The organism is Bradyrhizobium sp. PMVTL-01, assembly GCF_051861855.1.
Classification (GTDB): Bacteria; Pseudomonadota; Alphaproteobacteria; order Rhizobiales; family Xanthobacteraceae; genus Bradyrhizobium.
In genome coordinates this window covers 1522667-1546090 of the sequence record NZ_CP193982.1, presented here as the reverse complement: position 1 = coordinate 1546090, position 23424 = coordinate 1522667, and the positions used below count along the sequence as shown (strand labels likewise).

Sequence of the window (23424 nt, the reverse complement as noted above, 5' to 3'; positions counted from 1 at the left end):
AGGCGGCCGATAACGCTGTAGAGGTTCAACACGTCTACATTGCACCTTTTGGTTTTGCGGGTTTAGGGGGAGTGAATGGATCAGATCGAGTTGACGAAGGCCGTTGCCCAGCTCAGTCTTAAAATGATCCGGGGCTCATTCATTTGGGACATTTTCTCCCCAGAAAAGCCGGTCGATGTACGAGAGGTTCAGCTCAAGCTTCTGCACGACCTTACTCAGGCTGGCATCGACCCCGCTCTATTCGATCTGATGCTGTCGAGCGAACTCGATCGAACGCTAAAGAAACAGTTCGGCGTCGCATTCTTCGCAGCGACAGTCGTCTGCACTGCAGCCTCCTTTGCTGTAATCATCTTTAACGCGATCAACCATTGGGGCATAAGCGATATCGCGATCACTGCGTTGATCGTCGAAACGCCTATTCAGTTCATCGGGCTCCTTTACATTATCGCCCGGAACCTTTTCCCTCAGCGCACAGCGGCCGAAACGGACGCTCGACATCGCCAACACACTGCCACGCATCACCTTGACCAGCGCCAAGAAGAAGCGGCCGCACCAAAGCGGCGACGAACCCGTCGTAGTGCTCAATCGCGGGCGACAGAAGTTGATCTGTTAACTCCTCGCGGCTCCGACGAGGCAGGTTGACGCTCCTGCCCCCGGCCTGCTTTGTTGGCTTGTACTTGCGAGCTTCAATCGAGCTTGTAGCGCGGGAATTTCGCAAGCGCACTAGCCATAGCCACGACAGTAGGCGCGCCGTACTTCCGACCCTCGGTGGCCTGCGTGTGTCCGGTAATGGCGTCGTTCATCTTCTCCGGCATCCCAATCTCGTCGGCTATACGCTTAAAGGTGTGACGCCAAGCATGGTTCGGGCTGATGTTAGTATCATCGACACCCAACCCCCGAACCCACGTCCCTAGATGAGCGCGCGCCGTGTCAGACCGACGTCGCGAGGGCTTCAAAGGATCTACATTGGACGGCTGCGGTGTCTTATCATTGTAGAACAGCGCGCCCTTACCAACCTGCTTGACCATTTCAACGAAACCTTGAGCGATCAGGTGTTCGTGGATGGGTACAACACGCGGCTTCCCTGTCTTGATAGTGCCCGCCTCAGGCGTCAGCTTCATTACGTAGAGGCCATTGCGGTCCTCGACGTCGACCCCGCGCAACTGCGTGATTTCGCCCGGCCTCGCCCCAGAATATGCACAGAGCCAAGGCACCCAGCGGCGCGCTCTCTCTGTGGGCGTGGTAGGCTTCTCAAAGCCCAAGCTGGCGTTGAGAATGGTCATTGCCTCAGCGTCTGTGAAGCTCGGCCTTCTTCTCGCGTCTGGGCTTTGCGCGGAACGTCGACGCGCACCTCCTTGAACGGATTTTTTCTGACCTGCTTGTGCTCGCGCGCCCAAGCGAACACACGACGGGCGGAGGACAACCAGACCTCGCGAACGGTTATCGGCTGACGTTCTTTATTGATGAGCCCCGTATCCACGCCCGCGCGGCGTCCTCCGAAATCCCATCTGCTCCGACCTCAGCAAACTCGCGTTGCATCTCAAGGAAGACGGAGCGCCATCTGGTCACGGTCTTGTCGGGGGGCTTGACCGCGAGGACGAAGGCTTCAAAAAGTTCCCAGCAGCTAACCCCCGAGGGCCGCACAGGTCCATCCGTGAATTGCGGGAATGTGTCAGGGTTTTCGTCGCGCGAGTAATCGCCGTTCGCACGCTTTTCCAGCACCGAGACAGCAGCAAGAAGATTGTCGCCTACTGCGTCCACGAATGATGCGTAGGCGGCGGCGTTCAATACCATCCCCTCGCTGGCCAAAAACGTCGCAACGCGCGCCAACTCGGCGACTTGCGGCCTCACCGCTTCACGCACGTCGGGCTCTTTGGCCCAATCCCACTCAGGATCGTCCTTCGGCGCTTCATCGTAGCTGTCGGGGGCTTCGGGATAGATGACGTTCCACACGAGGTGGTCACCGAACTCTCGCCAGTATTTAGCGGGACCGGGATTGGTCTCGTGTTGCTTCACGAACCAAACGTACCAGCGCCCCGCGAGCGCTATTGCGTTGAGACGGGTGAGAGGTTGACCTTCGCCGTTCTTCTTCGCTCGAAGCGCTGCAATGCGCGTTTCAATCTCGGCCAACCACTCGCCGTGCTGGGTTTTCGCAAAGGGAGCTGGAGTGCCTTGAGGAATGCGGAGCTGCGCTTCCCACCGCACCTTGTACAGGCGCGCATACTCGTCACGGACATCGATAGGGATGCTCTTGCGAGCAATTAAACCGCCAGCTTTCGCTCGAACTAGACCAACCATACGCATTGCCATTTGTAGCGCCTTTTGTATTTTGCAAGGCGCAAAAACGTCTGGTCTATCAGCAAGATACTGGAACTGCAGGGTGATTTAGCAGTGGTGGTACAGTTGGGTGGGCTCGAACCACCGACCTCCTGTTCCACAGAACGAAGGTCAAGGGTCAACCGCACCAGTTTCGCACCAGAAACAGCGCGAACGAAACGCGCCGAACGCGATTGAACCCCACCGAAAACGCAGCAAAATCAACGAAGGCGATCGATAATCTGCCGCTCATAACGGTCTGGTTGCAGGTTCGAGTCCTGCCGGGCCCACCAGTGGTTTCAACGGCTTGCCTTGGTGGGACTCGACGCCGACGTTCTGCCGCCAACGAAACGATCAACGATTGCGGCTTTCGACTGCTGAGCGCAGTAGCGGCGTCACTAAGGTAATCCGGATGGTGAGATCCGTGCTGCCTATTGCGGGCTGACCATGAAAGAACTGCTTGACGCATCGTTTCGTGCATGGATCGTCCAAAATGGGCACCAGGCGCTTCGAGTTCTCCTGCCTAAGGCCTGACGCCTAACATCAAGCACTCGCTGGTTTTGCGCAACGCAGGCCAATGGCCTCAAACGTAAGCTAAAGCGCGATGAGATCGGGATGAATCATCATCGCGCTTCAGGTTGTTGTTTGAGCATGATCTTTCCGGAAAACCGCTGCGCACTTTTCCGGATCATGCTTCAGCGCCTGGTCTTGTGGACGACCACCCTGCCTTTTGAAGCGATGCCGCCCCAGCTGGCAGACCAGCCGACTGTCGAAGCTCGCTGGCCGCTCTGATCCCAGGCTCCTTGCAGCGCAAACAGGGCGCCTTGCGGATCAGCGCATCGCACGATCCAGCAACCATCGGGCAACTCGATCGGACCCTGGAGAACCCGGCCGCCGCCCGCGTGAACGCGCCCGGCGGCGGCCCCGACGTCGTCGACATCGAAGTAGAACAGCCAGCACGGCTGCGGCACGCTTGGAAGCTTGGTGAGCATGCCGCCGATGGTCTGTCCAGCCACGGAGAACAATTCATACAGATCTGCCGGATCGGATTCAGCGCGCACCCTCTGCCAGCCGAGCAGGTTGCCGTAGAACGGAAAGATCCCGTTGCCGTCCACGGCCAGCAACTCGTGCCAGCCCACGCGCCCGGGCTCGTTCAGTTTGCCTGGTTGCTGCTGGCCGTATGCCAGTTCAGTGACCAGCGCAAACGTCGCACCTTCCGGATCGGCAACCACTGAAATGCGGCCGATGTTGCTGTCGGTCGGCGATACAAGGACGGCGCCTCCGAGACGGTGGACCTGCGCGGCCTTCGCATCCAAATCATCGACGGCGACGTAGCCGACCCATCTCGGCGTTGCGCCCAAGCGCACTCCCTCTTCGGGGAGCGCCATCAATCCAGCGACCGGTGCGTCACCAGCAGCAAGCACCGTGTAGGCGAGTTCCGGAGTCGTCGCGTCGTTCACGGCCCAGCCGACCACCTTGCCGTAGAAGGCGGCTGCCGCCGGCATGTCGGTCGTCAGCAGCTCATACCAGGCGAAGCGTCCGAGTTGATCGACCAAGCCAATTTCCCCATTCATGCAGGCGGCTGATTGCGCAATGCATCAAGCCGCACCTGGTGCAATTCGCTGCACTGTCATGATCTGTCATGCAAGTCATGAAACTGCGGCGACATCGTTCATGAAGATGAATGCAATCTGAACGCGCCTCATTACATTTTGCGTGCTCGCAAATCTTGCCTGCGGTGCTCGCTCGGCGTAGGATAATCTTCTCAAAATCGTTCTTCCAACTCTGGAGGATGCGGCCATGCAGCGGGCGAAGCAAGCTTCGAAAAAGAAGCGAATGACGAAAGCCGCGGTACCGGCGCTGGGCGTGGCCGGTCTCAGTTTTTCGCTGGCGGGAAGCGCGTTGGCGTCGGCCGTACCGACCGGCGTGTCGCCGCAGAGACCGAACTTCACGCCCAACCACGTGACCTCGCTGAGCGAGGAAGAACTGGCCGACGTCAGTCTCGCGACCTTCCATCTGTTCGACGATCAAAAAACCGCCAGCGGCGTGATGCTTGCGCGGGGATGCGGCTGCGGCCATGGCTGTGGCGGCTGCGGCGGCGCCAGAGGCTGCGGCGGTTGCCGAGGCTGCGGCGGATGCAGGGCATGCCGAGGTTGCCGCTGCGGCGTCGGTTGCGGTGGATGCGGCGGCTGCGGCATCGGCTGGATCGGCGTGCCATGGGTGACATGCGCGGGGTGCTGCGCATCGTGGGGCCGCTGCCGCTGGTGCTAGCGCTCTCTCGACCGTGCATCGAAACATCGCAATTTCATTGGCCGGGTCGGCAAACGACCCGGCCAATTTTTCGTCACGACGTTTGCTGCGCCTTGACGGTCAGCTTGCCGATGGCGGGCGAGTGTGTTCCAACTTGTTTCAAGCAATGCCAATCGTGGCGTTCGGTGCGCAAGCCTGACGGAGCCGGCGGTTGAGGAACAGGATCAGCGTGCTGACCCGATGACAGTCAATGCCAAGAGCCGAGCTGCGAAGCAGACCCGCAAGGGCGTTCTGCGATTCGCGCCGAACTTCACCGCCTACGTGCTTCCTCCCGACGCGGTCTGTCTCTATTCCGAGAACCGCAAGTTCTTCCTGCACGGCGAGCTGTATTGCGCCGTGACTGCCGCGATCGGAAAGAATGGAAAGGCGGCAGCGGAGATCGTTCGCCAGCTATCGAAGAATTTTCCCGTCGACCAGATCGAGGAAGCGATCAGGCGGCTCGTGGAGCGCCGATACGTCGTCAGCGCCCCACCACGCGCATCCGCAATCGCCGTCGATGGATATTGGGAGAGCCTCGGCCTGCCGACCGAGGTCGCGGAACAGAATCTGCGCAATTGCCCGGTGCGGGTGGAATCGATCGACGTCAAAGGCGCGAGGGAGCTGAGCGCGGCTCTGAGCCAGCTCGGCGTTCACGTCACCAAGCGGTCGCCCAAGCTGACCATCACGCTGGTCAACGACTATCTCGAACGGCGGCTCGCCGAGGCGAACGGCAAGCGCGTGGCCGACAAGACGCCCTGGCTGCTGGTGCAGCCGTCCGGCGTGTTTCCGCTGGTGGGACCCGTGTTCAAGCCGGGCGAGAGCGCCTGCTGGACCTGCCTGTTCGATCGCATGATCCGCAATCGGGAGATCAAGGGATTCCTCGAGCGCGGAGCGGCGCATCGGGTCGCAACATCGCCGCTGGTCAGCAACACCATTGGACAGACCGCCATCCACTTCGCTGCTGTCGAAATCGCGAAGGCGATCGCCTCGGGGTTCCGCACTGATCTGCGTGATCACATCGCAAGCTTCGACCTGACCGGCGCCGTCATCGCCAAGCACTACGTCGCGCGCCGCCCGCAATGTCCGACCTGCGGCAGCAAGAAGCTGCAGAATCCGCGCCGGGCGGCAGCGCCGATCGAAATCGCGGAGGGCAGAAAGCTCGTCATGACCAGCGGCGGATACCGCACCGTGACGTCGCGCGCCACCGTCGCGCGCTTCCGCAAGCACGTGAGCCCGCTGACCGGCGTGGTTTCGCGACTCGAGCGGATCGAGGCCGACCTGCCGATGAACACCAATTTCTTCGCCCACCACAATTTCTCCGCGCCGGCCTGGAACGTCGACCAGCTCAGATCCGGCCTCAGCGGCGGCAGCTTCGGCAAGGGCTCCACCGCCGAACAGGGCGAGGCGAGCGCGCTGATGGAGGCGATCGAGCGTTACTCCGGCATTTTCCAGGGTGACGAGATCAGGGCGACCCGCCGCTTCAGCGATTTCGCTCCCGGTGACGCACTGCTTCCCAACGACGTCCAGCTCTTCAGCGAGGCGCAGTTTGAAAACAGGCATGCCCCGCAAGCGGACGATTCACATCCGGTCCCCGAGCCATTCGATCCCTCGGCCAAAGCCGAATGGTCGCCGGTCTGGTCGATCCGCGACCAGCGCTTCAAATATCTTCCGACCGGCCTGCTGTACTTCTTCTACGGCGGCTTCCACACCGATTCCAACGGATGCGCGGCCGGCAACACCCGCGAGGAGGCCATCGTCCAGGGCTTTCTCGAATTGGTCGAACGCGACGCCTATGCCATCTGGTGGTACAACCGGGTGCGGCGTGCCGAGCTCGACCTCACGCAATTCGAGGATTCCTATGTGCGGGATCTGCAGACCCAGTTTGCCGATGCGGGGCGCCGGCTTTGGGTGCTCGACATCACCAGCGATCTCGGCATTCCCTCATACGTCGCGATCATGCACTGGATGCAGAACGGGCACGAAAACATCGAGTTCGGCTCCGGCTCGCATTTCGATCGCCGGATCGCCCTGCTGCGCTCCCTCACCGAGCTGACCCAATTCATGTCGATCGGCATGATGGGCGGCGGAAGCGGCGAGAAACCGTCGCTTGACGGCGTGACGCCGCTGCGGCTCGACGACTATCCGTTCCTGATCCCCAGCGACAAGCCGACCGTGCCGCCGGCGCCAGGCCTCAAGGTTCCTAACAATACGCGGGACCAGGCCAATGCCTGCATCGAGATTGCGACGCGTGCGGGATATGATTTCCTCGTGCTCGACCAGACGCGGCCTGACGTCGAGGTCCCCGTGGTCAGGGTGCTCGTCCCGGGCCTGCGGCATTTCTATCGCCGCTTCGGGCCGGGCCGGCTCTACGATGTGCCGGTGAAGCTTGGACTATTGGATCGCCCACGGTTGGAAAGCGAACTGACGCCGTTCCTTCCGCACACCTGAGGGTTCGACTCCGTGCGCGCGCCTCGGAAAAAATCGACCAGGACAATCGCACCCATCATCGTCGCCCGATTGAACGGTCGTTGCTCCCTGCACATGCAGGCGGACGGGAGCATCGCCGCCACCGCGACCGGCAATTCGGTCAATCTCGGGCATGTCAGCGCCGCAGCGATCGAGCGCGTGGGACAACTCGCCGCCGGCCTGCCGCTCGCCTCCTTTGCCGGCAGAAGCGTCCTTGCGCGGCAGGTTCATGCCCTGGTGCAGCGACTGGGGCGGGCCAGGCTGCTCGAATATGCGCTCACCTCTCCGCGCGACGGGCAGGACCTCGTGGTCATCGAGCCGCACCTCGCCGAATTCTGGCCGGAGCGCGCAAAGCTCGGGAATGGCGACACCATCGTGTTGTCGCGCTTCGCCTATCTGCGCCGGCGTGGCAACGAGATGGTGCTGGAATCGCCGCGCGCCGGCGCGCTGTTCCGGATCTGCGATCCCGCCATCGCGGCCACGCTCGCAGCCCTGTCGCGGCCGCAAAAGATCAGCAAGCTTCGCCGCATCGCGGCCCCCCTCAACCTCGATCTGCTCGGCTTGCTGCTCGACAGCAAGATGCTGATCAAGCTCGGCGCAGAAGACGGCGACGGCCTTCAGCTGAATGAAGGCGACGGCAATCTCGTTCTCTGGGATTTCCACGATCTCCTGTTTCACACGCGCAGCACGGAGGGCCGCCATGCCGATCCGGTCGGCGGCGCATATGCCTATGCGCGCGCCGTTCCACCGCTGCCGGCGGTGCGCCCGCCCTGGCCCGGCAAGACAATCGACCTCGGCAAATTCTCCGCGCCGCGGCCGGCCTCGCCCTTCACGACGCTCTTGCATGCGCGTCAATCGATACGCGACTTCGACGATGAGCACCCGATCACGCTCGCCGAACTCGCGCAGTTTCTCGGCACCACGGCTCGGGTGCTGTCGGAATGGACGACCGGAACGAATCCTGATGGCACTCCGGAGAGCAGCTACAGCGCGAGGCCCTATCCGTCGGCAGGCAGCGCGTACGAGCTCGAACTGTACCTGGCGGCGTTGAACTGCGAGGGGCTTGCGCGTGGGCTCTATCACTACGATGCGGGCCGCCACGCGCTGGTCGCGATCGATGCCTCCGCCCAGCAACTCCAGGCGCTTGCGATGGCCGCCGAGTTTGCCATGGACGCCCCCGGTCCGCCGCAGGTGCTGATCACCATCGCCGCACGCTTCGGGCGGATCTCCTGGAAATACAGCTCGATCGCATATTCGCTGATCCTGAAGAATGTCGGCAATCTGATCCAGACGTTCTACCTGGCCGCGACCGATATGGGCCTTGGCGGCTGCGCCATCGGCACCAACAACATCGAGCTGTTTGCAGAGACGACGGGGCTTGCATTCCACGTCGAGAGCCCGGTCGGTCAATTCGCGCTCGGGCGCGGCAAGACGCCGTCAATCCCCAGCTAAAGCGGGAGGGGGTTAGTGAATCGATTTGGGATTGAACGAAGCCGCTGGCGCGGCATGTAGGGAGGCATAGCAAGATTGCCTCCTGTCTGAGAGGATTGCGGGTTTTCGAAGCCCGACCCTTTAGACAGGAGGTTTTCCGATGGCTGAGATCAGTCCGCTTCGCCGCCGCATGATCGAGGACATGACGGTCCGCAATCTGTCACCGGCGACGCAGCAATCCTACCTCAACGCCGTGGCGAAGTTGAGCCGATATTTCGGTCGTTCTCCCGACCGCCTCGACCTGGAGGATATCCGCGCCTTCCAGGTTCATCTGGTTGCGACGGGGTTGTCTTGGCGGCGCTGAACCAGATCGTCTGCGCACTCGGTTCTTCTACGGTGTGACGCTTGGTCATGACACCGTTCCGGAGCGCATCGCCTGGCCGTGGTTGCCACTCTCGTCTTCAATCTTAGAACTTTGGGCGGCGGCCTTGCCGCTCACCGCCTCGACGGTGGAGTCGACGCTTCGGCTTGAGCCTTGGCAGGCTCCCAAGGCGCAGGGAGCACCACGCGAATAGGGCGACCATCGCTGGCGCTTTGAACAGTGGCGGGCATGTGGTCCTTCACAGGCTCGGCCTGCGCTACAGCACCCAGCGCAACTAGCATTGCCAGAGAAGTCGTCACAAGTCTCACATCCCGCATGGAAGCCTCCAGTTTGCACCTCAACGCTGGGACAGGGGGTTGGTTCGGAGATCCCCTCGGGAACAAGCGGCAATTTTTGACGTTTGTAGAAGACAGACCGGATGACCGGACTACTGGAGGAGGACATCATGAACATCAAGACCATCATCGCCGCCGCCGTGCTGACGTCGTTTGCGGCGCCTGCGTTCGCGCAGTCGTTCTACGTGGTGCAGGACGTCAAGACCAAGAAATGCACGATCACCGAGACGAAGCCCACGACCACGGAAACCACCGTCGTCAGCGGCGACACCGTCTACAAGACCCGGTCTGAAGCCGAGGCCGGCATGAAGACCGTCAAGGTTTGCAGCTCGAACTAAAGAGAGAAACGATGCCCGTACTTCTGCTTTGGGCCGTTCCGGCCGTGATCGTGCTCGGTGGTGGCGTCTATCTGATCGGCCACATGCACTGAGCAACGGAGGCCAAGCTCTTCCGAGCAAGCCAAACAGCAGCCCGCGCGGAGCGATCCGTCGCGGGCTTTGCTTTGGCAGTGCAATCGACGAAGTGAGAAAGTCAAGGCAAACTAGGGGGCTTGGTCCGTCGCGAACCATTCTTCGCTTTGAAGCGATAACAACGCCTTCATGCAGTCACGCCATCCCTTATTGGCAGGCTCAGCAAATACCCGGCACCCTAGACAATCTCCAACCGTCCAGGAACGGCGCTGAGATTTCCTATGTCACGGAGGGCGGCGTCTTGAACTTCGGCTCCGCATGAGACCTCTGCTGCTCCCTTGCCGAACTGCGCTCGGAGAGCCGAAACGTCTACAACTACCAAACCTATGCCGACTGCCATGAAAGACGCGATAAACATGGGTTGGAGAGGCAATGATATTTGGTGGTATTGCTCAAGTATCGGCTTGAAGAACTGAGCTCGCATCTAGAATTACGAAGCGGAGTCCGGCCAGCTGCTCAAATATTGATAACGCGGGCTGCAATCTGGCGTTCTTCAGGTTCGATCCAGAAGCTCGCGAACCTTCAACGCCAGCCTTGCTTGGGTGACCGGTTTCTCCAGGAGATCGACACCCTCGTCCAACCGTCCCTGGTGAACGACGGCGTTGCGCGAGTAACCAGTCATGTAGAGGGTCCTGAGATGCGGCCTGATCTGCTGCGCGCGCCTTCCCAACTCACGGCCGTTGATGCCGGGCATGACGACATCGGTCAGAAGGAGATCAACATGCTGATCGTCCTGCAGCAGAATGGTCAAGGCGGCCTGCGCGCTGGCGGCTGACAGAACCCGGTAGTTGAGATCCCGCAGCACGTCCGAGACGTAGGTCCTGAGATCGGCATCGTCTTCGACCACGAGAATAGTCTCTTGAGACACGCCTTCCGATATGAGCTCGTCCGGATCGTCCGGCGCAGGTTGCGCATTGCCGGCGTAGCGGGGGAAATACATCTTGATGCTCGTGCCTTCCCCGACCTCGCTGTAGATCTTCACGTGTCCGCCCGATTGCTTGACGAAGCCATAGACCTGGCTAAGTCCAAGACCTGTACCCTGCCCCGGCTCCTTGGTGGTGAAGAACGGCTCGAACGCACGATTGAGCACCTCTGTTGTCATGCCGGAGCCCGTATCGCTCACGCTGATGACGACATATTGCCCGGCCGCGAGTTCCGGATTGATACGCGAATAGTCGTCGTCGACGGAGACATTCGCCCCCTCGATGGTCAGCTTTCCGCCATCCGGCATCGCGTCCCGGGCATTGATGGCCAAGTTGACGATGGTCGATTCCAGATGGTTGACGTCTGCTTCGATCTGCCAGAGGCCGGCTGCGCCGACGGTCTGAACTTCGATGCGCTCGCCCAGGGTGCGCTGAAGGAAATCCTGCAGGCCACTCAGGAAGCCATTGAGGTTCACCGGCTTCGGGTCCAGCGCTTGGCGGCGTGAGAAGGCGAGCAACCGGCTTGTCAGTGCCGCAGCCCGTTGAGCGCCGCGCTTCGCATTCGTCAGCGCGCGGTGCAGGTTCGGCCCCCCGATATTGCGGCTGCTCCGCTCCGCGTTCTCGAGATTGCCGAGGACGATCATCAGAAGATTGTTGAAGTCGTGAGCGATACCGCCGCTCAGCTGTCCGACCGCTTCGAGCTTCTGCGAGGCGACGAGCTGCTCCTGGACGCGTTGAAGTTCGTCCTGTGCTTGCTTGCGTTCGGTCAGATCACGCGTGACTTTCGCAAAGCCGATGATCGCGCCACTCTCGTCGGTAATTCGGTCGATGACGACCGACGCCCAGAAGCGCGTGCCGTCCTTGCGCATGCGCCAGCCCTCGGCTTCGAACCGCCCTTTCTCGGTGGCCTCCGCCAGCGCCGCTTTCGGCACCGCTCTTTCGAGATCCTCAGGCGTGTAGAACGTGCTGAAGTGCCGGCCGATGATCTCCTCCGGCCGATAGCCCTTGATGCGCTCGGCTCCGGGATTCCAGGTTGCGACATTCCCGGAAGGGTCGAGCTGAAAAATCGCGTAGTCGACGACGGCTTCCACAAGCCGGCGGTATCGTCTCTCGCTTTCCAGAAGGTCGTTGTGGGCCTGCTGCCGCTCGGTGATGTCCCGCGTCACCTTCGCAAACCCGACGAGGCGGCCTTCCTCGTCATGGATGGCGTCGAGAACGACAAGCGCCCAGAAGCGGCTGCCATCTTTCCGGACTCGCCAGCCTTCGGAGGCGAAGCGCCCGGTCTCCGCGGCTGTCGCCAGCGCCCTGTTCGGCAGACCCTTCTCTCGATCTTCAGGCGTGTAGAAGGTCGAGAAGGGCTTCCCGACAATCTCATCGGCGGCATAGAGCTTGAGGCGCTCGGCGCCCTTGTTCCAGGTCCTGACCAAGCCCTTGGTATCGAGCATGAAGATCGCGTAATCGACAATCGCGTTGACCATCAGTTCGAGGCTGCGGGCATCCCCGACAGGGGTCTTTTTCATTTTTGGAACTCAAAAAGGGGAGTGGGACCAACTCCAAAGCTTGGGACAGGTTCCGAGCGAGCGCGGAGCGGTTGGTGGCATGGAGGCGAACGTCAGCTCGTGGGCCTTCAGCGAAGTGGCGACCCCTCTGATTTCAGGTCGGATTAGAGGGCAGCAGCGGACCAGTTTTGCTCGAATCGAGTTCTTCGCATTTTGACCGAGGTGGACATCATCCCTCTGGAACTCCGACTATGTCCAATCCCTCCATGCGCTTGGCCCCTGCAACGAATTTTGCGTCGCCGCGCAATGGAATGTTTCTAAATCGACGGATAGTAAACGTTGGATAAAGGCCAAGGCCTGTTTTCAGTCACCGTGCCGCTCGTCGGGCCGGTCAGCCCCGCTACGCGACCCAGGTCGCAATACGGCTCAAATCCGGCAATGCGGCGGATTCATCTTGGCCGCAGGCGAGATGAGTGCGCGGACTTGGGGGAATTGATGCAAAGGCTGTAACCGCACCCGAACGGATGTAGCCGATGTTACGGCTGCCAGACCAGCGCTATATCCGAACTGACGGCTGGGCATTCGACCTTCCCGGGACGACATTCTCTCCGAGTCCAGAACCCGTCCGATCGCGCGGAGCGATTGCGATGAGGGAGGCTACGATGGATTTTACGCGGATGTCGGATGCAATCCGGCTGCATCACGCCTCTCATCACCACGATGGGTACGATGGCGCGGGCGAATTGGGCCCTGCACCCAGAGCTCCGTTCCTGGCTGACCCGGTCGGAAGTGGCGCCCTGGTCCATCGTCCCGGCCCGTTTGCTGGTCCTGGAGCAAACGCCGCGAGCGCGAATACCCAGCACAGAGACTCCGACCCGGTTCAATTCAAACATCCCCCATCGGGAGGCGAGATGGGCGGCCACGCCGGCTACCACGCTGCAGCGGGCCTGGAGGTTTCGTCCACGAAGCCTGCTGCCGGCGCATCCTTTCCCGAGAAGGGCATAGCTTCGGTCGAGAGTGGGGCGAACACGGCAGGGAACGGCGGGGATGGCCATTTTTACGGCGGCATCATTCACGCGTCCCTGTTGGTCTACGAACCGATCAACATTTCGATCAGCGTGGGATACGGCTCGGTCGCCCTGGCGAACCAGTCCAACAATTTGAATGTCGATCAATCCGCTTTGCAAATGGCCGGCGTCGGCGGCCATGGCGGCGACAACAACATTGCGGCCGGTGGGAGCATCAGTGCGTTTTCAGGCTCCGGCGTGATCACGAGCGGCGACAACAGCGCCGGAAACGGCGGCAGCGGCTATTTCTCGGGTGCGATCGTGGACGCTCCCGTGGTGATCTATCATCCGATCAATATTGCGTTGGCGAGTTCGGGCGGCACTGCACATGCAAGTCAGTCGAACACGGTCGACATCGACCAATCGGCCACGCAGATCGCGGGCGTCGGCGGAAGTGGCGGACATGGCAATGTGGCCGCCGGCGGCAGCGTCATCACGCTCGACCCCAGTTGGGGATCGAGCGTCTTTGACGTTCAAACCGGCGGGAGCCAGGCCGGCAACGGCGGTGACGGCCTGTTCTACGGGGAACTCGTCCATACCTCGTTTGTGGTGTACAACCCGATCAACGTCGCGATCGCGGGCTATGGCTCCAGCGCTTACGCGGTCCAGATAAATGATGTCTCCGTGGATCAATCCGCGGTTCAGATCGCGGGCATTGGCGGGCACGGCGGCAACGACAACGCCGCCGCGGGCGGCCATGCAAACCTTCTCTCCCATAATCTGTGGGGCGGGTCCGATACGATCGCGACCGGTTCGAACAGCGCAGGCAATGGCGGCAACGGTTATTTTGCGGGCAGTCTGATCGACGTCAGCGTCGCGATCTATGCACCCATCAACATAGCAATCGCAGGCCCACATTCGACGGCCGTGGCCGATCAGGTCAACGACGTGCACATCGACCAGAGCGCGACCCAGATCGCCGGCGTTGGCGGCGACGGCGGCTACGGCAACCTCGCGGCAGGTGGCGATGCCGCGCATCTCTTGTCGGATCTTCACCTGGTGGCATAGCGAAACGTCGTATCGCTCGCATGGCCGCTCGCATCGCGGCACGCGCGTCGCCACTCTTCGCCTGCAAAGCCCGCGCAGAGGCGCCCTCCCCGGACGAAATGTCGTACTTTCGTAGGTAGGCCCACCAAGCCGGATGGTGTTCGATTTGACATCTATCGCTCTGGCGCACGGGCGGACCAGACTTGCCGTGCGCGTCCGCCTGATCGGGATGGATGTTGCACGACACCCAACAAAACGACGGAGGCCTCAAATGATGCCAAAGGCAATCAACATCTCGGATACGATCAAGGTCAAATCGATCGACACCGGTGGTCAAAGTGCCGGAAATGGCGGTGACGGAACTTTCAAGGGAGCCATCATCAGCAAGCCGACTGTCAACTACGATCCGACCAACAAGGCGGAAGGCGCCGACGTGCACGTGAGCACCGGCGATCACGTCAAACAGACGGCGGATTGGGATGCCGGCGGCGCCAACGCCAAGGCCTCGGTGTTCTCCAAGGCTTATGGCGGAGACGCCGAGTCGAACGGAAGCCAGAAGTCCTACAGCGGCTACGATACCTCCAAGGTCTACGCCAATACGGATGCCACCCAGATCAACAAGCTCGCGGTGGACCAGCACCAGGAAGTCGTCGCCGGCATCGGCGGCGATGGCGGAGACGGCAACTTCGCTTGGGGTGGCGGAGTGACCTTCCATCTCGACACGCTCTGACGAGCCGCTCGTCCGACTGGCAGGACCGGCTGCCGCGGCCGCCGGTCCCGGATTTCACGCCAAAGATCCACCGATGTGGTTGCCGGGTTGCGTTGACTATCAAAGTGCGCCGGACCTCGATTTCAGGCGGTGACGATCATGCTGATGCCGCCCATTCGGTTGCCCATACTGCCGCAGATCCGGACGCCACTGCACACAGCCCTCCGGTCCTGCGTGGGACCGCTAGGTCTCGTATTCGCATATAGCTGCAGTTACAACCTGCTGCTGTTTGCGCCCTCGATCTATCTTCTTCAGATCTACGACCGGGTGCTGTCGAGCCGGAGCGGCGACACGTTGCTCCTGCTCACGCTCATCGTCGCGATCACGGTGGTCGTCGGCGGCGTGTTCGATGCATTGCGACGCGCCGTCCTTGGACGCCTCGGCGCCTGGCTCGACGATCGCCTTCGTCCCTGCGTGCTTTCGGCCAGCCTCGAATCGGCGTTTCGCAGCGATTGGACGCAAGCGTCGGGCGCATACCGGGATCTCACCGTGCTGCGCCAGTTCGTCGAGTCCGGCTCATGTGCGATGCTGTTCGACGCGCTCTGGTCGCCCTTGTTCCTCCTGGTCCTCTTTCTGATCCATCCCCTGCTTGGCGTGGTGGGCGCCTGCTGCGTCGCCTTCCTGTTCGCACTCACGATCGCCGGAGAGCTCGTCACGGAAGACGCTTTGCTCAGGTCCAGCGCCGCGCTCTCCAGAAGCTACGGCCGCCTTCAGACTGCCGCGGGCAACATCCACCTGATCCGCGCCATGGGAATGTTCGATAGCGCTGCGCGCATGATCCACCATGATGCGCAGCAGGCACGCAGGGAGCACGATGTGGTACTCCGGCGAGGCGAGATCGTCTCTCTGGCGGCCAAGCCGGTTCGCGCGCTGTCGCAGGTCTTGATCATGGGGGCTGCCGCGTGGCTCGTCCTCGATCACGGGAAAAGTCCGGCAATCATCTTTGCTTCCACGCTGATGTTCGGCCGGGCGCTCGCGCCGGTCGAAAGTGCGGTCGCAGGCTGGAAATCACTCGTGACGGCCGTGAGCGCCTGTCAGCGGCTCGGCGCACTTCTCGCCGCATTGCCCGTCGCCCGGCAGGAGAGCGCGGGCGCTTTCCCGCCGCAGGCGCGAAGCGGCCTCGTCGTCGACAATGTGGGCGTGTGGCTTGCGGGGACCGACCATCTTCTGCTGAACGGCGTCTCCTTCAGCCTCATGCCCGGAGAATGCCTTGGCATCATCGGTGCGTCCGGGTCAGGCAAGTCCTTGCTCGGCCAGGTGATCGCCGGGCTGTCGATGCCGACGCATGGCCGTGTCCTCCTCGACAATACCGACGTCTCGCTGCTTCGCGAGCGCCGAAACGGCGACGGCCTCGGCTATCTCCCCCAGGACATCAATCTGATCGGCGACACCATCAACGACATCATCGCACGCCTTGAAGATGCCGACCGGCGGAAGGTCGTCGAAGCTGCCAAGCTCGCGGGAATCCATGGGGCGATCATGCGCCTGCCGCAGGGTTACGACACGGTGGTTCACAGTGAAACGATCTTCTCGCGCGGCTATCGGCAGCGTCTCGGTCTTGCCCGCGCATTTTTCGGCAGTCCACGCCTCATCGTTCTCGACGAACCCAACGCCAGCCTCGACTACGGGGGCGAGCGAATGCTCCTGGATGCCATCGAGCGCATGAAGCTCGCAGGCGTCATCCTTGTCGTCGTCACTCACAGGATGGGTCTCCTCGCCGCCACGGACAAGATTGCCATCATGGAAGACGGTGCGGTCGCCGCGTTCGGCGACAGCGAGGACATCTTTGAACGGCACCTGAGCCGACCCCAGGTTACTTCACGGGTTGCGCCATGATCTGGAATTCTCTCACCATCTGGAAGCATCCCGCCGTCTCGAGGCTTCCCATGATCTGGGACCAGCTCGTGCGAGCGCCGGCGCGCCCCCCGCCCGCCCGACGATCTGGCGTCGTGGTAACCGCAATCGACGATTTCGAGCCTCTGGAATTTCCATGGTGCTCGACGCCTACGCCGACCTCGCCACGGGGAAGGCTTCGCGCTATCACCGTCGCGGGTAACCTGCTGGTGCTCTGCTTCATGCTGGGGCTTGGTACATGGGCGAGCCTCGCGCCTCTCGAGAGCGCCGCGATCGCGTCGGGCGTCGTGGAATCGGAATCGAGCCGGAAGACGATACAGCATCTCGAAGGCGGTATCGTCAAAAGGATCCTGGTTTCGGACGGCGATATCGTACGAAGCGGCCAAACGCTGATCGCGCTGGACGACACCCGGGCCGGCTCGGAGATGCAAAGCCTTCAGGGCCAATTGTGGGATGCAGTCGCGCGTGCCGCGCGGCTTCAAGCCGAGCAGCAGAGATTTGAGAGGATCGCGTTTCCGGACGCGCTGGAACAGGACAGCAGGCAGAACGGAGTGGCAGCCGCTGCGATGTCGGCGCAGCAGTTCATTTTTCAGGCACGCCTGCAGGTTCACGAGTCACAGCTCGCGGTCATTCGCGAACGAAGGCGTCAAGTCGAAAAGGAGATCGAAGGTCTCACGGCGCAGGAGAGCGCCACCGAGCAGCGGGTCGGCATCGTCCGGGAGGAACTGGATATGGTCACGACCCTCGTCAACAAGGGGCTCGAACGGCGGCCGCGCCTTCTGAACCTGCAGCGGGAGCTGGCCGACGTCGAGGGCCGCCGCGGCGAGATCGCCGCGCAGATTTCCCGCGCCGCGCAAGTCATCAGCGAACAGCAGGCCACATTGTTCAAGCTCGAGAGCGAGAGGCAGAACGAGATCGCACAGTCGCTTCGTGAAGCACAGAACCAGATATTCCAGCTCCGCGAGCGGTTGTTCGCGGCCAGGGACCAGCTATCGCGAACGGAGGTCAAGGCGCCGGAGGACGGCGTGATAACCGATTTGCGGATTCATACAGCCGGCGGCGTCATCGGAGCGGGCGCTCCGCTCATGGACCTGGTGCCCCGGCAAGACCGTCTCATCGTGACCGCGCGCCTGAGGCCCGAGGACATCGATGTGGTTCATCCCGGCCTCAATGCCGAGGTTCACCTCGTACCGTACAATCAGCGTCGCGTGCCCCGCCTGAAGGGAACCGTCGTGCACGTGTCCGCAGACCGGCTCCTCGACAAGCGTACCGACCAGCCATACTACGCGACCAAAATCCGGATCGACGACGCGCAGATCGTCGCAAACGACATCCAGATCGTCCCCGGCATGCCGGTTCAGGTGTTCATCACGACAGGGCGCGGTACGGTCGCTCTCTACGCGCTCAGGCCCCTGCTCGACAGCTTCCGTGGCGCATTCAGAGAGGACTAAGTCTCCTGCATCGGACCTGCGCCGGGTTCGTGATCGCGACCCTGCGCCGGCAACCGGCCGCGCCAGCGGAGCACGGCTTCCGTGCGATTGTGCGCAGCACATTTGCGCATGATATGCTGGATGTGCATTTTGACTGTGCTTTCCGAGAGGTTCAATTTGGCGGCGATCAGCTTGTTGGGGAGGCCGAGCTCCAATTCCGCCAGAACCTGTTGCTCACGCGGCGTGAGATCCGTGACGCTCCTCTCGATAGTCACTCCGGCTCCCTCGTTCACAAGATATGCGCGCGCAAGCCCGCGTGAGTCTGGCGCCTCGAAATCCGGTATCCTGTTGATCCCGGCGAAGGGCAACGGCCTGTAGACGCCGCCGACAAGGACAAGGCGCAGGCCAGCTATGACGATCTCGATCGGCAGCGAGGTAGAAAGAAAGCCGCGTACGCCGCGCTGCATCGCGGCCTGCACGGTCGGCTCGTCGTCATGGTTTGACAGGATTGCAACGGCGGCGTTGGGACAACACTCCGCGACGAAGGCGAGACTGCCCTCAACCGCGGGATCGTCGATGGGCTTGTCTGCGATACTCAGCACCACCAGACGAACATCGCGGGTCGACGTGCAGTCCAGGCTTTCGACCGTTGCCATGTCGAGGATCTCGAATTCCGCCAATTCCCGCCTGAGGACGTTCAGAATACATGTGCGAGGCAGCAGGAACGGTTCGACGATCACCAGAACCGGCAGGTGAAGCGATCCATCGAACCGCTTTGAGGAGTTGGTTATGTCGTCCATGATTTCCTCGAGATGAAAAGAGCTTCCGCGAAATTCCCATTCCGTATTGCTTCTCCCCTGCTGCTGCATTCATCCTGAATGATCATCACGAGAGCGGCGCAGTGCAGCCGCCAGTGCCTTCTGCGGGTTTACCTGGCGTCTGGGTGGAAATTCTTTCCGCTCAAATTCATTTCGGCGCGTACCGCGCGGTGACGCCGTCGACGCATTCCCTAATTGCAGATATTTCGATACGCCGTTGACGCCGCCGACCCCGACTTGCCGTCGACGACATATGCTTCATCCTCCTTCACGAGATAAAGAAACGGTCTCTCTCGGGTCTCGCCGCCTGATGCGCTTCTTCCTTTCACACGCCCGCAAATCGTATCCACGGGACGTCCAAGGGTGTTCTTTCGCATCGTGCGCTTCATTTCGATGAATTCGGCCGATCCTGGATCCTCCATCTTCGTCGCGATGGTGACCTTCGCCTTCTCCAGGACAGGATCTGATGCTTCCGCGGGCCGTTCGGAAGCCGGGACGCTGATGCTCGTCCGCGGTGACGCCGCTGTGGCGAGGTCGACCGATCCGCTCTTCTTTGGAGAAGATTTCTTGCCGGACCTTCCCGCAGTTGCAGAATTCGATTTGACGATCACGGGATCCGGCGCCAATGCCGTCGGGGTTGGCTGCGCGGCTCGGGCGACCGCAACCCGGTCGAAACAGGGTGGGGACCCACACCCAAGGAAATAGCCTTGGGAAGGCGCGAACCAGCCAAAGCCGATCAGGACTCCTGCCAGCACTCCAACAAAAAGCAGTCCCATCCGATTCCCCTCCCTGGGAGTTCGGCTCGCACTTGTAACTAGGACTAATTCCGCGCTGGTGATCCATCTGTTGCGCAAAAGCGTTAAACGCCCATTAAGCGCGCAGTCGTCTGGCCCATGCCTTGATGAAGGATCAGATCGAGTTCCAGACCCGGGCCGAGATTGCCGCAAGAGGCCCTCTGCAACTTGCGTGTTCGAAGGTCCGCCTTGCACCACCACAAGCTGCCGATCACCGGCCTCTGGCCGTCAGGCCAATTCCGGAGTTTCGAACCAGTTTCGCACCAGAACGGCGTGAAGGAAACGGAACGAAGGCAACTGGGATCGAGCAAGACCGCAGGAAGATCAACGAAGCTGACCAATATTCTCCCGCTCAGCAGTGCTGCGGCGTTTCCGAGAAATTCCGTCTTTTCGCTCTCATTGATTTCGCCGATGAACTCTACCCCCGGGGCGTCGAGCAGCGGCGCAATGGTATCGCGGAAGCAGGCCTCAGCGGCGTTGTGTATCTTCGCGGCAGCCGAGCGCGGCGAAGCACGGCGGATCGCTCGCAGGAAATGATTCCAGAAGAGCTGTATCGATCACGTCGTCAGGGGTTGCCTGGGCCATGGTCGGTCTCACCTCGGGTTAAGCTTCGAGGGACCGGCCGAGGCGCAGCAGGACGATAGGAACCCCTTGCACATTCGTCTCAGCCGGACCCAACAAAGACATGGGTGCGACACTGCAATTTTCGCAAGTGCCTGGAAGGCCTTGAAACGATACGACCCGCTTCTAATTTCATGGTTAGCCGCGCAGCAATTGCACGGCACGATCGGGCGCCTGGTACAGGGCCCGGTCAGCGGGCACCCGGCAGGTGTCCGGGTGCTCTTATCCATGTTGCTCAAAGGAGGATATGGCTATGACCACGCTTGATCTTGCCCCCCTGTGGCGGTCGACCGTTGGGTTCGATCGTCTGTTCGACCTCCTCGAGGACACCGGCCGATGGACCGGTGGGGACAATTACCCGCCCTACGACATCGAACGTGTCGGCGAGGATCACTACCAAATCTCGCTTGCTCTTGCCGGCTTCACGCCTGACGAGGTCTCCATCACGGCCGAGCAGAACACGCTGAGCGTTGAGGGTCGCAAGGCCGAAAAGGGCAGCCATCAATATCTCTATCAAGGCATCTCTTCGCGCCCGTTCCGACGGACCTTCAATCTGGCCGAGTACGTGCAAGTGAAGGGCGCCTCGTTCGAGAATGGCATGCTCAAGATCGATCTGGTTCGGGAGATTCCCGAGGCGATGAAGCCGCGCCAGATTGCGATCAGCACAGGTGGTGATCACCAGCAAGGTGAGAACAAGCAGGCGGCATGACACCGCCTGCTCCCAGTTGAATTTTGCCGCGTGGCTTCGCCGCGTCGCGAAGCTTTGGAACAAAGGTAAAGGAGAAGCTCTATGGCTATCACTGATCTGATCCCCTGGAGCCGCGGTCGTGATCTGACCGCCCGTCGCTCCGAAAACTACAATCCGGTTCTAACCCTGCATCGGGAGATGAACCGGCTATTCGATGATGTCTTCCGCGGCTTCGATGTTGCGCCATTTGGCGGCAGCCTTCTCGACCAGTCGATGAATTGGCCCAGCATCGAGGTCAACGAGAGTGACAAGGACGTGAAGGTCACGGCGGAGTTGCCGGGTCTCGACGAGAAAGACGTCCAGATCGAACTCGCCAATGGCGTTCTCTCGATCAAGGGAGAGAAGAAGACCGAGACGGAAGACAAGGATCGCCGGTTCAGCGAGCGGTACTACGGCAGATTTGAACGGCGCATCTCGATCGAAGACGTGGACCAGGACAAGATTTCTGCTGCGTTCAAGAACGGAGTGCTGACGGTCACCATGCCAAAGCTGCCGCAAGCGGAATCCAAGGTGAAGCGTATCGCGATCAACTCGAAATGACAAAATCGACGGGAGCGGCCGCCGCTCCCGTCGTGCTTCTACCAGAGCAATCGTCCCGGGGAAGTGCCCGACCATGGACACAAAGCGGAAATCCAGTTTTGCAGGCGCTGCGGATGTCGTTGCGCATGCGGAGATCGCGGCTCAGCACATCAAGGAATTGAAAGTGGCCTGTGCAAACGGAGACAAGAATGCTGCCCGTCGATCGCTGCGCCAAGCCATGAGCGAACTCGAGCTGGCTCGCGCCATGGTGCGGACCGGCCTCGACTGAAACCGGCGCGGATTCAAGTTGGCGTGCGTCCGAGTCAAGCAGGCTGTTGGCTGGCTTTGGTGCGTAGCACCGCTTCCAGCTTGGCCGAGAGTTCCCGCGAGGAAAACGGCTTGCTGAGGAGCAGACTGCCGTTCATATGTCTGCCGGTCTCTTCGATGAGATCTGGATAGCCGCTGCAGTACACGACCGGCAGGCCGGGCTGCTGCCGTTGAAGCTCGAGTCCGACGTCCAGTCATGAACTGCTCGGCAGGCATGGCATTCTGATAGCCGCTCAGGCTGTCCAGCACCACGACCCGAACATTGTCCGCCTCGACGCGCTTGCGGATCATCCCTGTGAGCTCCCCTGGGGAAAGCTCAGCGGGATCGACCTGCTCGAGCACCAACTGCCCTGATGCAATCGGCTGATCCAAGTGCCAGCCCATGCCGGCTGCACGTTTCATCAGGATTGCTTTGGTCTCATCAAAGGTCACAAAGAGGGCGCGCTCACCACGAGCGAGCGCCGCCATGACGAACTGCATGGCGATGAATGATTTGCCGGAGCCAGACGGCCCCATGAGCAGGGTACTCGTGCCACGGTCGAGACCACGTCCCAGCAATTGATCCAGCTCGTTGATACCGCTCAGGAGCGGTTCTGCCGGCGGCTTGCCATCGAGGTGCTCGGACGCAATCAGCCGCGGAAACAGAATTATTCCGCCCTTGCGGATGACGAAATCATGGAAGCCACCACGGAAGCTGCGCCCCCTCATCTTGAAGATGCGCAGCCTGCGACGCTCCGCGCCATATTGAAGCGCATTATGCTCGAGCCCTGACGACGCCATGGACGAGACTGTGCAGATTGAGATCGTCGGCCTGATCGGTGAGGTCGTCCAGAAACAACCCGGTGCAGCCCTCCTGGGCCAGGAAATGCTTCAGAGCAATGACCTGCCGGCGGTATCGCAGCGGATTCTGCGCGAGCAGCCTGATTTCGGAGCGGCTACCGAAAACGACCCGCTTAGGTGCAACCCGCTTCACCTCGTCGAAAGTCATTTTTGTGGTTTCGCCGAGCTCAAGATCAGAGGCATAGACGACGGTCTGTTGCTGCTTGGGGTCGAGGCTGAGTTCCGACGGGAATAGGAGATTGGAGTTACCCGGCGGCATGATGTCAAACCCTCGCCACGAACGCCGCGCGACTACGCGAGTTGAAGTCACTCCCTGCTCGGCCGCTGCGGGGCTCGCCGCCGCGGTTCTCGAAGCCTATCCGGGCTATCAACTGCGTCCAGTTCGGCATCTATTTTTTCGAGAAGACGTTCGATCTCCTCGCGCTCCCCTGGACCTGGATCTTCTTCGAGGCGGCTGATCAGGTGCTGCTTTCGAGTGAGGAGCATTGCCACGCTCGTCATCCGAGGCGTGAGTTCGGGATGCTGGTACATCGGTCGCC

General features: G+C 61.2%; 19 protein-coding genes and 1 pseudogene. 13 read left to right on the top strand and 7 right to left on the bottom strand.

Going from position 1 to position 23424, the window contains the following annotated elements:
• Positions 1-75: 75 nt before the first annotated feature.
• Positions 76-642, top strand: coding sequence for a hypothetical protein (locus tag ACRQ5Q_RS07255; protein WP_439396693.1), 567 nt, complete (start codon positions 76-78; stop codon positions 640-642).
• A 44-nt stretch (positions 643-686) separates the two neighbouring features.
• Here the strand turns inward: ACRQ5Q_RS07255 and ACRQ5Q_RS07250 are convergent, their stop codons facing one another.
• The 3 genes from ACRQ5Q_RS07250 to ACRQ5Q_RS07240 form a co-directional block, all read right to left on the bottom strand.
• The gene (locus tag ACRQ5Q_RS07250; RefSeq protein WP_439396691.1) at positions 687-1283 is read right to left on the bottom strand and encodes a tyrosine-type recombinase/integrase; all 597 of its coding nucleotides are present in this window, start codon (positions 1281-1283) and stop codon (positions 687-689) included.
• Between the two features lie 157 nt (positions 1284-1440).
• Positions 1441-2310, bottom strand: a complete 870-nt coding sequence (locus ACRQ5Q_RS07245) for a hypothetical protein (protein WP_439396690.1) — start codon at positions 2308-2310, stop codon at positions 1441-1443.
• Positions 2311-3011: 701 nt separating this feature from the next.
• Positions 3012-3872, bottom strand: coding sequence for a VOC family protein (locus tag ACRQ5Q_RS07240; RefSeq protein ID WP_439396689.1), 861 nt, complete (start codon positions 3870-3872; stop codon positions 3012-3014).
• Between the two features lie 244 nt (positions 3873-4116).
• Here ACRQ5Q_RS07240 and ACRQ5Q_RS07235 point away from each other — a divergent pair, with 244 nt between their 5' ends.
• The 5 genes and pseudogenes from ACRQ5Q_RS07235 (at position 4117) to ACRQ5Q_RS07215 (ending at position 9557) form a co-directional block, all read left to right on the top strand.
• Positions 4117-4587: a hypothetical protein gene (locus ACRQ5Q_RS07235; protein ID WP_439396687.1), complete on the top strand. Its 471-nt coding sequence runs from the start codon at positions 4117-4119 to the stop codon at positions 4585-4587.
• A gap of 219 nt (positions 4588-4806) precedes the next feature.
• Entirely contained in the window at positions 4807-7053 is a 2247-nt protein-coding gene (locus tag ACRQ5Q_RS07230) for a TOMM precursor leader peptide-binding protein (RefSeq protein ID WP_439396686.1), read from the top strand.
• 93 nt (positions 7054-7146) lie between these two features.
• Positions 7147-8523 (top strand): SagB/ThcOx family dehydrogenase, encoded by a 1377-nt coding sequence (locus ACRQ5Q_RS07225; protein WP_439396684.1) that lies wholly within the window; start codon positions 7147-7149, stop codon positions 8521-8523.
• A 139-nt stretch (positions 8524-8662) separates the two neighbouring features.
• Positions 8663-8954: pseudogene (locus tag ACRQ5Q_RS07220) on the top strand (site-specific integrase); the annotation flags it as partial.
• Between the two features lie 375 nt (positions 8955-9329).
• Positions 9330-9557 (top strand): hypothetical protein, encoded by a 228-nt coding sequence (locus ACRQ5Q_RS07215; RefSeq protein WP_439375510.1) that lies wholly within the window; start codon positions 9330-9332, stop codon positions 9555-9557.
• Positions 9558-10182: 625 nt separating this feature from the next.
• Here ACRQ5Q_RS07215 and ACRQ5Q_RS07210 read toward each other — a convergent pair.
• A complete protein-coding gene (locus ACRQ5Q_RS07210; protein WP_439396682.1) occupies positions 10183-12132 on the bottom strand; it encodes a PAS domain S-box protein in 1950 nt (649 codons plus the stop codon).
• Between the two features lie 890 nt (positions 12133-13022).
• Here ACRQ5Q_RS07210 and ACRQ5Q_RS07205 point away from each other — a divergent pair.
• The 4 genes from ACRQ5Q_RS07205 to ACRQ5Q_RS07190 all read left to right on the top strand — a co-directional run bounded on the left by ACRQ5Q_RS07205 (position 13023) and on the right by ACRQ5Q_RS07190 (position 18239).
• The gene (locus ACRQ5Q_RS07205) at positions 13023-14186 is read left to right on the top strand and encodes a hypothetical protein (protein WP_439396681.1); all 1164 of its coding nucleotides are present in this window, start codon (positions 13023-13025) and stop codon (positions 14184-14186) included.
• 250 nt (positions 14187-14436) lie between these two features.
• Positions 14437-14895 (top strand): hypothetical protein, encoded by a 459-nt coding sequence (locus ACRQ5Q_RS07200; protein WP_439373591.1) that lies wholly within the window; start codon positions 14437-14439, stop codon positions 14893-14895.
• 138 nt (positions 14896-15033) lie between these two features.
• The gene (locus tag ACRQ5Q_RS07195; RefSeq protein WP_439396679.1) at positions 15034-16770 is read left to right on the top strand and encodes a type I secretion system permease/ATPase; all 1737 of its coding nucleotides are present in this window, start codon (positions 15034-15036) and stop codon (positions 16768-16770) included.
• Between the two features lie 50 nt (positions 16771-16820).
• Entirely contained in the window at positions 16821-18239 is a 1419-nt protein-coding gene (locus ACRQ5Q_RS07190) for an HlyD family type I secretion periplasmic adaptor subunit (RefSeq protein ID WP_439396677.1), read from the top strand.
• Here the strand turns inward: ACRQ5Q_RS07190 and ACRQ5Q_RS07185 are convergent.
• A complete protein-coding gene (locus ACRQ5Q_RS07185) occupies positions 18236-19018 on the bottom strand; it encodes a LuxR C-terminal-related transcriptional regulator (RefSeq protein ID WP_439396675.1) in 783 nt (260 codons plus the stop codon). The two genes, ACRQ5Q_RS07190 and ACRQ5Q_RS07185, sit on opposite strands and share 4 nt — an antisense overlap.
• 209 nt (positions 19019-19227) lie before the next feature.
• Positions 19228-19812, bottom strand: a complete 585-nt coding sequence (locus tag ACRQ5Q_RS07180) for a hypothetical protein (protein ID WP_439373588.1) — start codon at positions 19810-19812, stop codon at positions 19228-19230.
• A gap of 892 nt (positions 19813-20704) precedes the next feature.
• Here ACRQ5Q_RS07180 and ACRQ5Q_RS07175 point away from each other — a divergent pair.
• Both ACRQ5Q_RS07175 and ACRQ5Q_RS07170 read left to right on the top strand, forming a co-directional pair.
• Positions 20705-21160: an Hsp20 family protein gene (locus ACRQ5Q_RS07175; protein WP_439373586.1), complete on the top strand. Its 456-nt coding sequence runs from the start codon at positions 20705-20707 to the stop codon at positions 21158-21160.
• A gap of 81 nt (positions 21161-21241) precedes the next feature.
• Complete coding sequence (locus ACRQ5Q_RS07170; RefSeq protein WP_439373585.1) at positions 21242-21739, top strand: Hsp20/alpha crystallin family protein; 498 nt, start codon at positions 21242-21244, stop codon at positions 21737-21739.
• Positions 21740-21880: 141 nt separating this feature from the next.
• On the opposite strand, the gene ACRQ5Q_RS07165 is transcribed toward ACRQ5Q_RS07170, so the two are convergent.
• Entirely contained in the window at positions 21881-22825 is a 945-nt protein-coding gene (locus ACRQ5Q_RS07165) for an ATPase domain-containing protein (RefSeq protein WP_439396673.1), read from the bottom strand.
• Between ACRQ5Q_RS07165 and ACRQ5Q_RS07160 the strand changes: the two genes are divergently transcribed.
• Positions 22824-23120, top strand: coding sequence for a hypothetical protein (locus ACRQ5Q_RS07160; RefSeq protein ID WP_439396671.1), 297 nt, complete (start codon positions 22824-22826; stop codon positions 23118-23120). The two genes, ACRQ5Q_RS07165 and ACRQ5Q_RS07160, sit on opposite strands and share 2 nt — an antisense overlap.
• Positions 23121-23424 lie beyond the last annotated feature (304 nt).

What these genes read in the sequence shown, in the direction of transcription:
- ACRQ5Q_RS07225 (WP_439396684.1), top strand. Translation starts at nt 7,147, where the DNA reads ATGCAGGCGGACGGGAGCATCGCCGCCACCGCGACCGGCAATTCGGTC.
- ACRQ5Q_RS07200 (WP_439373591.1), top strand. Translation starts at nt 14,437, where the DNA reads ATGATGCCAAAGGCAATCAACATCTCGGATACGATCAAGGTCAAATCG.
- ACRQ5Q_RS07235 (WP_439396687.1), top strand. Translation starts at nt 4,117, where the DNA reads ATGCAGCGGGCGAAGCAAGCTTCGAAAAAGAAGCGAATGACGAAAGCC.
- ACRQ5Q_RS07215 (WP_439375510.1), top strand. Translation starts at nt 9,330, where the DNA reads ATGAACATCAAGACCATCATCGCCGCCGCCGTGCTGACGTCGTTTGCG.
- ACRQ5Q_RS07255 (WP_439396693.1), top strand. Translation starts at nt 76, where the DNA reads ATGGATCAGATCGAGTTGACGAAGGCCGTTGCCCAGCTCAGTCTTAAA.
- ACRQ5Q_RS07190 (WP_439396677.1), top strand. Translation starts at nt 16,821, where the DNA reads ATGATCTGGGACCAGCTCGTGCGAGCGCCGGCGCGCCCCCCGCCCGCC.
- ACRQ5Q_RS07180 (WP_439373588.1), bottom strand. Translation starts at nt 19,812, where the DNA reads ATGGGACTGCTTTTTGTTGGAGTGCTGGCAGGAGTCCTGATCGGCTTT.
- ACRQ5Q_RS07250 (WP_439396691.1), bottom strand. Translation starts at nt 1,283, where the DNA reads ATGACCATTCTCAACGCCAGCTTGGGCTTTGAGAAGCCTACCACGCCC.
- ACRQ5Q_RS07165 (WP_439396673.1), bottom strand. Translation starts at nt 22,825, where the DNA reads ATGGCGTCGTCAGGGCTCGAGCATAATGCGCTTCAATATGGCGCGGAG.
- ACRQ5Q_RS07205 (WP_439396681.1), top strand. Translation starts at nt 13,023, where the DNA reads ATGGGCGGCCACGCCGGCTACCACGCTGCAGCGGGCCTGGAGGTTTCG.
- ACRQ5Q_RS07170 (WP_439373585.1), top strand. Translation starts at nt 21,242, where the DNA reads ATGGCTATCACTGATCTGATCCCCTGGAGCCGCGGTCGTGATCTGACC.
- ACRQ5Q_RS07210 (WP_439396682.1), bottom strand. Translation starts at nt 12,132, where the DNA reads ATGAAAAAGACCCCTGTCGGGGATGCCCGCAGCCTCGAACTGATGGTC.
- ACRQ5Q_RS07175 (WP_439373586.1), top strand. Translation starts at nt 20,705, where the DNA reads ATGACCACGCTTGATCTTGCCCCCCTGTGGCGGTCGACCGTTGGGTTC.
- ACRQ5Q_RS07185 (WP_439396675.1), bottom strand. Translation starts at nt 19,018, where the DNA reads ATGGACGACATAACCAACTCCTCAAAGCGGTTCGATGGATCGCTTCAC.
- ACRQ5Q_RS07195 (WP_439396679.1), top strand. Translation starts at nt 15,034, where the DNA reads ATGCTGATGCCGCCCATTCGGTTGCCCATACTGCCGCAGATCCGGACG.
- ACRQ5Q_RS07160 (WP_439396671.1), top strand. Translation starts at nt 22,824, where the DNA reads ATGGACGAGACTGTGCAGATTGAGATCGTCGGCCTGATCGGTGAGGTC.
- ACRQ5Q_RS07245 (WP_439396690.1), bottom strand. Translation starts at nt 2,310, where the DNA reads ATGGCAATGCGTATGGTTGGTCTAGTTCGAGCGAAAGCTGGCGGTTTA.
- ACRQ5Q_RS07230 (WP_439396686.1), top strand. Translation starts at nt 4,807, where the DNA reads ATGACAGTCAATGCCAAGAGCCGAGCTGCGAAGCAGACCCGCAAGGGC.